The organism is Pseudomonas sp. FR229a, assembly GCF_030209115.1.
Taxonomy (GTDB): Bacteria; Pseudomonadota; Gammaproteobacteria; order Pseudomonadales; family Pseudomonadaceae; genus Aquipseudomonas; species Aquipseudomonas moraviensis_A.
Genome location: NZ_JARVSP010000020.1, coordinates 40,803 through 53,303, shown reverse-complemented (window position 1 = coordinate 53,303; position 12,501 = coordinate 40,803). Strand labels below are relative to the sequence as shown.

Genomic DNA, 12,501 nt, shown 5'->3' with positions numbered 1-12,501 from the left:
GATGACCGTCTACTTCATCGGCGCCGGCCCCGGCGACCCGGAACTCATCACCGTCAAAGGCCAGCGCCTGATTCGCAACTGCCCGGTGATCATCTACGCCGGTTCACTGGTGCCTACGGCAGTGCTGGAAGGTCACCAGGCCGAAACCGTGGTCAACAGCGCTGAACTGCATCTGGAACAGATCATCGATTTGATCAGGGCCGCCCATGCCAAAGGTCAGGATGTCGCGCGTGTGCATTCGGGAGATCCGAGTCTGTATGGGGCGATTGGCGAGCAGATCCGTTATTTGCGTGAGCTGCAGATTCCTTTCGAGATAATCCCTGGTGTCACCGCCGCAGCGGCCTGCGCAGCGCTGCTGGGCGCCGAGTTGACCCTGCCGGACATCTCGCAAAGCGTGATCCTCACTCGCTATGCCGACAAGACGGCGATGCCGGCCGGCGAAGAACTGGCGAGCCTGGCGCAGCATGGTGCGACCATGGCGATTCATCTGGGGGTCAATCATCTGGAGAAGATACTGGTCGAACTGCGGCCGCATTACGGCGCGGATTGTCCGATTGCAGTGATTCATCGGGCGACGTGGCCGGATCAGGACTGGGTGGTTGGCACGCTGGCGGACATTGCCGGGAAGGTCGAGGCCAAAGGGTTTCGGCGTACGGCGCTGATTCTGGTCGGGCGAGTGTTGGGCAGTGAGGTGTTCAGCGAGTCTTCGTTGTATCGCGCCGGGCATGCGCATCTGTACAGACCCTGAAAACAAGTGTGGCGAGGGCGCTTGCTCCCGCTGGATCGCGGAGCGACCCCAGCCTCAGACAACCCACTCATCACGGGTAAATGCGTCGCCTGAGTTGTGACTGCTACGCAGTCAAGCGGGAGCAAGCTCCCTCGCCACAGTGCCGTTTCGGTACACAGCGAACGCCTTAGTAGTAGGCGTTTTCTTTCTGCGTATGGTCGGTCACGTCACGTACGCCCTTGAGTTCCGGAATGCGCTCGAGCAAGGTGCGCTCGATGCCCTCTTTCAGGGTCACGTCAGCCTGGCCGCAGCCCTGGCAGCCGCCACCGAACTGCAACACGGCGATGCCGTCCTCGACCACATCGATCAGGCTGACCTGACCGCCGTGGCTGGCCAGCCCCGGGTTGATCTCGGTTTGCAGGTAATAGTTGATGCGCTCGTTGACCGGGCTGTCGGCGTTGACCATCGGTACTTTGGCGTTCGGCGCCTTGATAGTCAGCTGGCCGCCCATGCGGTCGGTCGCGTAATCGACGACCGCGTCGTCAAGAAACGCTTCGCTGAAGGAATCGATGTACGCGGTGAAGCTTTTCAGCCCCAGCGCCGTATCTTCAGGCTTCTCTTCGCCCGGCTTGCAGTACGCAATGCAGGTTTCGGCGTACTGAGTGCCAGGCTGGGTGATGAAAACGCGGATGCCGATGCCCGGGGTGTTCTGCTTGGAGAGCAGATCGGCCAGATAATCATGGGCGGCGTCGGTAATGGTAATAGCGGTCATAAAAACTCCTCGCAGGCTTGGGCGCAGTTTACGCCAAATGACGCGGCTGACAAAGTCCTAGTATTTTTGTCGGAAAACGCCGGATTCGTCGTTCCGCCCAGCGCCTCGTGGCATCGTCAGGCCCGCTTGCGCGCGCGGGCGGCCACGTAAACAAATGGATACTGAAACAGGCACAAGACATATATATGTATGCCTCGGGGATTTTTTCGGCCGATATATTCACCGCCTTCGTTTACTTGCAAGTTCCATTGCACTTATTTCAAAGGCGCTCAATGAATACATCGTTATCAGGGTTCTATAGCCGAACGCCGCCGCGCAGACTGCAGGATCTCAACCACCTGATCAGCTACCTGCACACCCTCGTTGGTGAGCATTTCAACAGTGACCCACGCGACCTTTACTATCACCCTCCTGCCAGTTCTGAGCTGGGGCACGAATGCCGGGAAGCATTTAGGGTTTTGAACAAGCTGGAAGAGGATGAAGACTTTATCAGGCATATTTCAACGCCGGTCGGCGTCGATAAATCGCCTCTAGGCAATGACTTCCTATACGACCTTGTATCGTTCCACTTGAGCTCCGCCAAGACGCCAGCGCCCTCCCCCCCGGAAGTTTTCAGCATAGCCGGTCACTCAGTGATTCTCAGAGAGGTCCCGGTCTACTGGTCTATCGACGTCGATGTCTTGCTGGATATTCACCGTAAAGTCGGCAACGGCGTCAAAAGTGACGGCTCGGTCAGGCTCGATCTGGTGCTTGCCTACTACTCGCTGCAGCCGCAGCGGCCCGCCACCAGCGCCGACTGGCAGCGCCTTCTGCACAATCTGGTTGACCATCGCGCACTGTGGCTGCTTGGACATGACGGGCACGTCAGTGACATTGAGCACCTGTTGGGCGCTGCGGGTGATCAAGCGATCATGCGCATTGTTCGCCAGATTGAAGTGAAAACATCCCGTTCGCTGTTGGCAAACCTGCTGCCGGAAAAACTCAATGACAAACTGGAGAAGTTGGCCAACACCACCCCCGTCGCTCTCCTGGAAACCGCTCTGGGTTCTGCAAAGAACCTGCAACTGGCTCAACGCATTGCCAACGAACTGGACTGGTACGGTGCAGGCGACAACCAGCAGTGCCCCCCTGGCGTGTTGAAAAGACTGTTGTGGCGAGCGCTCTGGTTGACGGTAAAACCCGACGCCCACAGTAATCATCGAAACGAGTTGCAGATCCTTATCGAAACCGGCAGCCGCTACGCTTGCATACGGCAATCGCTGGTCGAGCATTTCCAACGAACGCTTGGCGTCAACCAAACCACCGCCTTACTGGCAGTCGCGATTTTCAAAAGCAATATCGCCAGCGAAGCCTGGGTCGAGGACATTCCCGAGGAGCTTCCCTACGGCACTTCCAGCACCTGGGCGAATTTCAAGAGCGGCTTTATTCTGGCCGAAACCATCGCCCCCGGGTCATCCCGGCATATGACGTTCGAGCAACTGCTCAACCTGCCAGCCGAGCATCATCAGGCGCATGCCGACGATGTTGAGCAGCAGCGGCTGGTAACGGCAGCCAAAGCGCGTTCGGCGCTGGATTGGGCAGTGGAAACGGGACTGCTGGGAATTCGTCATGCGCCGTACTCGCTGAGTGAAGTCGAGCTGGCAGTGCAGACACTCGAGCAGCACGAACGCGACATGGTCAGTGCAATGCAAAACCTCGCGTCCAGGCCCCCGAGCCGCTTTCGTTACGACACCGACGCGGCATTCGACGAGGCCTTCCGCAACTGGCTGGATACTCCGCGAGCCGCCTACGCGACGCTCATCAGAACATTGCTGAGCCAGTACCTGCCGGCGTGCGGCACCGATCTTGAGCGCGACGAAGTGGTCGTTTACTCGTTAAGGCTGCCATTGCATGACACCCAGGTGGAGCATGAGAACCGGACGAACACCGACGCCGTTCGTGCGCGCTCGGGGTTTATTTTGCGCACGCTCAACCCTGCTTACCCGACCGACCCACGTTACATTGAAGTTTTCCCGTTCGCAGGCGTTGTGCGCCTGCGCAAAGAGATGAAGTCGCTGCAAGTGGGCGGTGAGATTGTCGTCGAGAAGGTCGGGTCAAGCAGCCGGACCAGCCGAGGCGCCTTCAGAAAAGGCACTGAATTGCCCTTCGACTGGGAAGCCTACCGCGATGGCTCGAAACCCAGGGAAAACCAGCAAGCGGTATTGATCGTGGAACAGTTCGGCGAGACGTTCGAGGCTGTTGCAATCGAACAGCGAACCCCGGACGTTGCGGCGCGGACGCTGCCCTTTGCCGCGAACAACCTGACGTCGGCGCGAGCTGAAAAACTGGCCGCGATGATCGCCAGAGAACTGTTCTTCAAGGATGAGTCAGCGTTACTGGAACAGACCCGGAAAGCGACGCGCAGCATGGACATCGGTCGGGACTTTATCGAGGACATGACCTTCTGGGGAAAAATGTTCGTGCCGTTCTGGGGGTCCATCGACGACCTGACATCGGGTGATCCTCGACGCATCGAGTCTGGCGGCCTGGGCCTGTTTACCGATGTGGTGTCTTTCGGCTTGCCCGTCGGCAAGTACATTGCGGGTTGTACCCGTCTGTTGAGCGGCGCTGGCAGAATCGGCCTGCGCCTCGCGTTGCCAAGGCTCTCCACCCTGACACGAACGTTGCTTGTTTCTACGCTGCGGGAGCTCAATCCTCTGGAGAGCGTTATTGCCCTGCTCAGGCTGGGTCGCTTTGCTCTCGGCAAACTGAGCAGCGTGACCTTGCGGCACGTGCGGATGGGCATCGCAAACCTGCGCGACGGCACCATTGCTGCGCGCCATCTCAGTCCGGTCGATCCTGCGACCTGGGTGCCCCATCGAGCCGGCGACCAATTGTGCACCGTGGAAGGCATCGCCGATATTCCCATGCGCAATGTCGGCACCGCCGCAGCGCCCGACTTTCGCCTGATCGACCCTGTCTCCCATCAAGCGTTCGGCCCGCGCTACCGGCCACCCGTCACGGTGATCAGCAACAGCAACCCCCTGATACGTCGATACGCGGTAGAACCGCACTGGATTCAAGGGCTGAAAGCGGACTCGCGCGGCATATTCTTTCGTGCGGACTATAACCAGAAGTTCATCTGCAACATCGACGAGCGCGGCACCATTGCCGTCTACCAGATCAGGGACAACTCCTACGGGTTCATCGCAGAAACAGCGCAGACCGGGGAAAACAGCTTTTCTGTGGTGTTGGTCAACCCGAAAACCAACCGCGACCTGTCGATCAACCTGTCGTCGGTGAAACCCGGGCATTGGTACACAAAGGAAATCAGGGTGGCTGGTGGCGCGCCCGATCAGGCGAACGCGGTAACAGCCTTGCACCTGGAAAAGTGGTCGCAGTTCAGCGAAGTGATGCTGGACATCGCCATAAAAGCTTTTGCGAAGAAGCACGGTCTGGATCGGGCGGCGTTTCAGCAGTTCGTCCACACCCAGGGCCAGTTGAAACCCCTTGGCCAACAACTGCTGGACCAGGCCGGCACGGCTCGCACGGCCATTTCCTTCGACAATCTTGAGCAATGGCGGACGCTGTCGCAGGACAGTCGCAACCGCCTGACCCGCGAAGGATTCGCTGCCGAGCACAACCTGGACCCTCAGGATTTCCTCGCCCATGTCAACATGGATGGCAGCTTCAGGGCGCCGGGCACCGTGTTGGCAACCTATGCAAACCACCAGGCCTTCACCCCGCTGACCCCAGAGCATCTTCAGCAATGGCGGGCGCGCTACGACGTGACACGGTCGGCCAGCACGATGAACGCGTTTGTCGCTGAAAACAATTTGAACCCCGTGCTCTGGGCAACCTTCGTCAACGACGCCGGGCAACTGAGAAGTGCCGTAGCGGAAACCTTGCAAAGGCTCGCAGCGACGGATTCGGAGGTCTTGCTCGCGCGTAAATCACTGCCCCCGGGCACCGCGAAAAAATCGGCTGTCAGGCATTCACCCGAACCCTCGACTGCGCACAGCGACGGGCCATCCTCGCCACCCACGGCAGGCCCTTCCAAGCGTGCTCGACTGGACGTTGCCGCCACCCTGCCACAGGACCTGACACCTTCGCTCGGGCACCACATCAACAACAACGCGCCCATTCTGCAGGATCCGACGGATGTGCGAACAAGCCTGACGCGCAAGCTGGAAGGCGATATCGAACATATCGCGATCACTGAGGCCAACCGGCTCTTTGCGCACTTCCAGGGCGCCAGACTCAAGGAGATGACCCGGCGCATCACCGAGGACATCCATGAGTGGATCGCCGACGAAGGTCGGCACCATGCGAGGCTGACTCAACTTTTCGAGATCAGGAGGCCGACCGAAGGTCCCGAGCGCGGTTTATCGGTGTTCGCCAGGGTCGATATCGAACCTTATGAAGTGCTGGGTCCTTACATCGGCAAACTGCACCGCACCGGCAAATCCCTGCGCGCGGAAATACTTGAAAAATCCACAGAGAAAGTCAGCACCTATCTGTACGAAACGGCAACCAAGAACGCCACCCTGAGCGGGCACGGCAACAGCAACGTGCTGAGCCTGATCAACGCCATCAACGTACCCGGCCAGACCAATATCGGCGTGGAGAACGTCGGTTCGATCTGCGTCGGCAAGTACATGGTGTTCTTTGTCGCGTGGGAAAAAATCCCGGCGGGTGGCGAGCTGTTTCTCGATTACGGCGCCAGTTACTGGAAACACCTGAAACCTTGACCGCCCCGGCTTATCAGGTTTTCAGCCGCTTCGGTGGTGCACAGAGGAATACGTGCACCACCGACAGAAGACAGATGAACGCTGCTCACACAGCATCTGCCCACGGCCGATCAAAGATTTTCGTAGCGGTTCATGTCCAGTACACCCTCTTCCACCGGGTCGGTTTCGTGGATGTACTGGCTCAAATCGTGGAAATACTCCCAGAACTGCGGATGACTGCGGCGAATGCCCCAGCGCTCGACGATTTTCTCGAACCGGTTCGCGTCCCGGGCGTTTTCCATGGCATCGACAAACGCCGGAACCTGCGCGGCCGGCACATTGAACATGAAGTTCGGGTAACTGGTGAGTACGCCGGGATAGATCGTCAGGGTGTCGAGCCCTGGCTGATAGCGTCGCGACTCACCGAGCAAAAACGCCACGTTGCTGTGCGCCCGGTTGCGCAGCAGGCTGTAGACCTCGCGCTTGCCACTGGCCGTCTCAACACGCAGCATGGTCGCTTCGGGCAACTGATCGATGACTTTCAGCCCGGCTGCCGGGCGCGAGGCCAGACGGCTCAAGGCCTGCTCAGCGTTCTGCAACGCCGGATCGATATTTGGCCGTGAGCAATAAGCACCGTCGCAGCGGTTGATCGGATCCGGCCGCGCATTCAGATCGCCGTAGCGCGTCAGCAACTGCAAGGCGAAATCACGTTTCGGATCTTTTTCGTCGAGTTTCAGCGCAGTCGGTTTGTCGTCGTCGATCGCCTCATAATCGAGCCACATCTTGAACTGGCCGCCATCCTGGTACCAATCATTGAGGTAGTCCTCGCGAGCATCGGCGGGCATCAGGCGCAGGAAGTTCTGCTCGGCACCGTTGCGGATCAGGTCGAAATACAGGCGGGTCTGCGCTTGATGGGAGACGTTGCCGAACACGTCGAAATTGACCGCGAGCTGGTAATAGGTGCGCTCCAGCAGCGGATAGTCGAACAGCCACATCGTCTGCGGCACCTCGCCGATCAAACCCTTGGTTACCGAGGCGCTGTCAAAGTGGCGGAAGATGCTCAACAGGGCGTTGTCGTTGCCGGCCCACAGCGTCGACCAGCTCGGCGCCGGCAGATCGGCGTAGCTGTCGCGGCGCAGGGCTTCGTATTCGTTGCGCTTGTCGCGGTAGTCGCGCCACAGGCTCAGCACGCTGCCGACGTCGTCGTTCTGCCCCGGCATTGCCAGCAGCGGCGTGGCCTGGCCGCGGTAGTTCGGGTCGGTGATATAGAGGTCATGTTCCGGCGCCTGGAACAGCGCCCAGAAGTTGTCGCGGATCACATCGGTCGCGATCTGCCCGCGGCACACCGGCCCGCGAATGAAAGTACGGACGAAGTATTCGGCGTTATCGAGCATGAACTGATAGCGCGCCTGAGCTGGAATCGCTTCGAACGTGGCGAACGGATTGGCGCGGCTCTGTGGCCCGTAGCCCGGCAGCGCGTTGACCTGCCAGTTACCGTTGTAGAACAGGCTTTTGATCCGGGCCATTTTCGCCGCGCTCAGCGGGTAGGTGATGTGCGTCTTGTGCACGATCACCCCCTGCACCGGCCACAAGCGGTAATACACCCGCGTGCCTGGGTCGTCGTTGGGGCGGCGGGTGGCGATCAGGTCGATCGGCTGCCCGCTCGGTGTACGCGAACGCACCCACTGGAAATAATGCCCCGGCTCGCCATCCTTGAAATAGATGTGCGCCAGGTACCAGTGCTCGAACAGCCAGCGGCCGACCAGACTTTGCCGCGCGCCGGGAGCGTTAAGCAGGTTTTCCCATTGGGCGATCTGCATCGCTTCTTTCGCGCTCGGCGCCAGGCTCTGCTCGTCGATCGGTGCGCCAGACGCCAGCCAGCGCTGCAAGGTCTGGTACTGCTGATCGGTCAGGCCAGTGACGGCCAGCGGCATGCCTTCTTTCGGGTGCGCCCCGGCATAAGCGTCGAATTCGCCAGGCATCGCGCAGAGATTGTTGCGGTTGAGCCCCAGGACGATGTCCTCGGGCAGCCTGGCGTTCGGCGTCAGTGGCGTCTTGTGGCCGAGTTCGAGCATGCGCGCCATCAGCGCGGCCTGGCTGCCCTGGGCGTCGAGCACCGAATAGAAGTCTTTCTGCTGCCAGGCGCGCTTGCCGAAGGCGTCATAGAACAGTCGCGTTGTCGGTGCGGCCTGGGTGCGTTCGCCGTCATATACCGGCATCTTGCTCGCGCCGCGGGCGGCGCCTTCGCCACTGCCCAGATTGAGCTGGCACGCCGAGTCGTAACAGGCATGGCAGGCCACGCACTTCTCGGTGAAGATCGGTTGGATGTCCCTGCTGTAGGAAATCGAAGGCGGCATCGCGGGATCTTGCGCCGCGACGCTCCCGCTCAGGACCAGCAACAATAAACTGATGACGCGGTACGGCATGCTGCTGATCCCGATGGTAAAAAAAGGCTGCGATTCTACCGTTATGACGCTCGTACCAACATGAGCGATATTCATGCAAAAGCCGCACGTGCTCTAAAAGCGCACAGGTTTGCTATGATCCCGCTCCTTCGTAATGGTCTTTTCGAGTAGTCCACATGTCCGATCGCAGCGTCCGCCTTCAAGCTCTCAAGCAAGCCCTCAAAGAGCGCATCCTGATTCTCGACGGCGGGATGGGCACGATGATCCAGAGCTACAAGCTCGAAGAGCAGGATTATCGCGGCAAGCGCTTTGCTGATTGGCCGAGTGACGTAAAGGGCAACAACGACCTGCTGGTGATCACTCGTCCGGACGTGATCGGCGGCATCGAAAAAGCCTATCTGGACGCCGGCGCCGACATTCTCGAAACCAACACCTTCAACGCCACGCGCATTTCCATGGCCGATTACGGCATGGAAGAGCTGGCGTACGAGTTAAACGTAGAAGGCGCACGTCTGGCGCGCAAGATTGCCGACGCCAAGACCGCCGAAAATCCGGCCAGGCCGCGCTTCGTCGCCGGTGTGCTCGGCCCGACCAGCCGCACCTGCTCGCTGTCGCCCGACGTCAACAACCCCGGCTACCGCAACGTCACCTTCGATGAGCTGGTGGAAAACTACACCGAAGCCACCAAGGGCCTGATCGAGGGCGGCGCCGACCTGATCCTGATCGAGACGATCTTCGACACCCTCAACGCCAAAGCGGCGATCTTCGCCGTGCAAGGTGTGTTCGAAGAACTGCACATCGAACTGCCGATCATGATTTCCGGCACGATCACCGATGCCTCCGGCCGCACCCTGTCCGGCCAGACCACCGAAGCGTTCTGGAACTCGGTGGCCCACGCCAAGCCGATTTCCGTGGGGCTGAACTGCGCCCTTGGTGCCAGCGAACTGCGCCCATACCTGGAAGAGCTGTCGAACAAGGCCAGCACCCACGTTTCCGCGCACCCGAACGCCGGCCTGCCGAATGAATTCGGCGAGTACGACGAACTGCCATCGCAAACCGCGAAAGTCATCGAAGAGTTCGCCCAGAGCGGTTTCCTCAACATCGTCGGCGGCTGCTGCGGCACCACGCCGGGGCACATCGAAGCCATCGCCAAAGCCGTGGCCGGTTATGCACCGCGACAGATTCCGGACATTCCCAAGGCCTGCCGCCTCTCGGGCCTCGAGCCGTTCACCATCGATCGCAGCTCGCTGTTCGTCAACGTCGGCGAGCGCACCAACATCACCGGTTCGGCAAAGTTCGCCCGGCTGATTCGTGAAGACAACTACACCGAAGCCCTCGAAGTCGCTCTGCAGCAGGTCGAGGCCGGCGCGCAGATCATCGACATCAACATGGACGAGGGCATGCTCGATTCGAAGAAGGCCATGGTCACCTTCCTCAATCTGATCGCCGGCGAACCGGACATCTCGCGTGTGCCGATCATGATCGACTCGTCGAAATGGGAAGTCATCGAAGCCGGCCTCAAGTGCATTCAGGGCAAGGGCATCGTCAACTCGATCAGCATGAAAGAAGGCGTCGAGCAGTTCATCCATCACGCCCGACTGTGCAAGCGCTACGGCGCGGCGGTGGTGGTGATGGCCTTCGACGAAGCCGGTCAGGCCGACACCGAAGCGCGCAAGAAAGAGATCTGCAAACGCTCCTACGACATTCTGGTCAATGAAGTCGGCTTCCCGCCGGAAGACATCATCTTCGACCCGAACATCTTCGCCGTCGCCACCGGCATCGAAGAGCACAACAACTACGCCGTCGACTTCATCAATGCCTGCGCCTACATCCGCGACGAGCTGCCGTATGCGCTGAGCTCCGGCGGTGTGTCCAACGTGTCGTTCTCGTTTCGTGGCAACAACCCGGTGCGTGAGGCGATTCACTCGGTGTTCCTGCTCTACGCGATCCGCGCCGGCCTGACCATGGGCATCGTCAACGCCGGTCAGCTGGAGATCTACGATCAGATCCCGGTGGAGCTGCGCGACGCCGTCGAAGATGTGATCCTCAACCGCACCCCGGACGGCACCGACGCTCTCCTCGCCATCGCCGACAAGTACAAGGGCGACGGCAGCGTCAAGGAAGCCGAGACCGAAGAGTGGCGTAACTGGGACGTCAACAAGCGTCTGGAACACGCGCTGGTCAAGGGCATCACCACGCACATCGTCGAAGACACCGAAGAGTCCCGACAGTCGTTTGCGCGGCCAATCGAGGTGATCGAAGGCCCGTTGATGTCCGGCATGAACATCGTCGGCGACCTGTTCGGCGCCGGCAAAATGTTCCTCCCGCAAGTGGTGAAATCCGCCCGCGTCATGAAGCAGGCCGTGGCGCACTTGATTCCGTTCATCGAACTGGAAAAAGGCGACAAACCGGAAGCCAAGGGCAAGATCCTCATGGCCACGGTGAAAGGCGATGTGCACGACATCGGCAAGAACATCGTTGGCGTGGTGCTTGGCTGCAACGGCTATGACATCGTCGACCTCGGCGTGATGGTCCCGGCCGAGAAGATCCTGCAGGTCGCCAAGGAACAGAAATGCGACATCATCGGCCTCTCCGGCCTGATCACCCCGTCGCTGGATGAAATGGTTCACGTTGCCCGCGAAATGCAGCGCCAGGATTTCCATCTGCCGCTGATGATCGGTGGCGCGACCACCTCCAAGGCGCACACGGCGGTGAAGATCGAGCCGAAGTACAGCAACGATGCCGTGGTCTATGTGACCGACGCCTCACGCGCCGTGGGTGTGGCGACGCAGTTGCTGTCCAAGGAATTGAAAGCCGGTTTCGTCGAGAAAACCCGTCTGGAATACATCGACGTGCGCGAGCGCACGTCCAATCGCAGCGCCCGCACCGAACGCCTGAGCTATGCCGCCGCGATCGCCAAGAAGCCGCAATTCGACTGGGCCGGTTATCAGCCCGTGAAACCGACCTTCACCGGCAGCAAGGTGCTCGACAATATCGATTTGAAGGTGCTGGCCGAATACATCGACTGGACACCGTTTTTCATCTCCTGGGACCTGGCCGGCAAATTCCCGCGCATCCTCGAGGACGAAGTGGTCGGTGAAGCCGCCACCGCGCTGTACAAGGACGCCCGGGAAATGCTCACCAAGCTGATCGACGAAAAGCTGATCAGCGCCCGCGCGGTATTCGGTTTCTGGCCGGCCAATCAGGTCAACGAAGACGATATCGAGCTGTACGACGATAACGGCAAGCCGTTGGCCAGGCTGCATCACCTGCGTCAGCAGATCATCAAGACCGACGGCAAACCGAACTTCTGCCTCGCCGACTTCGTTGCGCCGAAAGACAGCGAAGTCACCGACTACGTCGGCGGTTTCATCACCACCGCCGGTATCGGCGCCGAAGAAGTGGCCAAGGCCTATCAGGACGCTGGCGACGACTACAACTCGATCATGGTCAAGGCCCTCGCCGACCGCTTGGCCGAGGCCTGCGCGGAATGGCTGCACCAGCAAGTGCGCAAAGAGCACTGGGGTTATGCCAAGGACGAAACCCTCGATAACGATGCGCTGATCAAAGAGCAATACCGTGGCATCCGCCCCGCTCCCGGCTACCCGGCCTGCCCGGATCACACCGAGAAAGCCGCGCTGTTCACCCTGCTGGACCCGGAAGCGGCCGAAATGCGTGCCGGGCGCAGCGGCGTGTTCCTCACCGAGCACTACGCGATGTTCCCCGCTGCTGCAGTCAGTGGCTGGTACTTCGCCCATCCGCAGGCGCAGTACTTTGCCGTGGGCAAGATCGACAAGGACCAGGTGCAGAGCTACACCGCGCGCAAAGGCCAGGACCTGAGCGTGACCGAGCGCTGGCTGGCGCCGAATCTGGGTTACGACAGCTAAG

5 protein-coding genes are annotated in these 12,501 nt (G+C 60.1%); 3 read left to right on the top strand and 2 right to left on the bottom strand.

The features are described from left to right. Position 1 precedes the first annotated feature (1 nt). Entirely contained in the window at positions 2-748 is a 747-nt protein-coding gene (gene cobM, locus QRN33_RS15145; RefSeq protein ID WP_285409234.1) for a precorrin-4 C(11)-methyltransferase, read from the top strand. A 166-nt stretch (positions 749-914) separates the two neighbouring features. Here cobM and nfuA read toward each other — a convergent pair whose 3' ends face one another. Then, on the bottom strand, positions 915-1,499 hold the full coding sequence (gene nfuA / locus QRN33_RS15140; RefSeq protein ID WP_003225494.1) for a Fe-S biogenesis protein NfuA: 585 nt from the start codon (positions 1,497-1,499) through the stop codon (positions 915-917). 272 nt (positions 1,500-1,771) lie between these two features. On the opposite strand from nfuA, the gene QRN33_RS15135 reads away from it, so the two are divergent. After that, positions 1,772-6,229 (top strand): SET domain-containing protein, encoded by a 4,458-nt coding sequence (locus QRN33_RS15135; protein ID WP_285409233.1) that lies wholly within the window; start codon positions 1,772-1,774, stop codon positions 6,227-6,229. Between the two features lie 110 nt (positions 6,230-6,339). Here the strand turns inward: QRN33_RS15135 and QRN33_RS15130 are convergent, their stop codons facing one another. Continuing rightward, positions 6,340-8,634, bottom strand: coding sequence for a fatty acid cis/trans isomerase (locus QRN33_RS15130; RefSeq protein WP_285409232.1), 2,295 nt, complete (start codon positions 8,632-8,634; stop codon positions 6,340-6,342). Between the two features lie 155 nt (positions 8,635-8,789). Here QRN33_RS15130 and metH point away from each other — a divergent pair, with 155 nt between their 5' ends. Beyond that, positions 8,790-12,500, top strand: coding sequence for a methionine synthase (gene metH, locus QRN33_RS15125; protein ID WP_252876108.1), 3,711 nt, complete (start codon positions 8,790-8,792; stop codon positions 12,498-12,500). Position 12,501: the final 1 nt, after the last annotated feature.

Coding starts and splice junctions, on each gene's coding strand:
- cobM (WP_285409234.1), top strand. CDS start 2: ATGACCGTCTACTTCATCGGCGCCGGCCCCGGCGACCCGGAACTCATC.
- nfuA (WP_003225494.1), bottom strand. CDS start 1,499: ATGACCGCTATTACCATTACCGACGCCGCCCATGATTATCTGGCCGAT.
- QRN33_RS15135 (WP_285409233.1), top strand. CDS start 1,772: ATGAATACATCGTTATCAGGGTTCTATAGCCGAACGCCGCCGCGCAGA.
- QRN33_RS15130 (WP_285409232.1), bottom strand. CDS start 8,634: ATGCCGTACCGCGTCATCAGTTTATTGTTGCTGGTCCTGAGCGGGAGC.
- metH (WP_252876108.1), top strand. CDS start 8,790: ATGTCCGATCGCAGCGTCCGCCTTCAAGCTCTCAAGCAAGCCCTCAAA.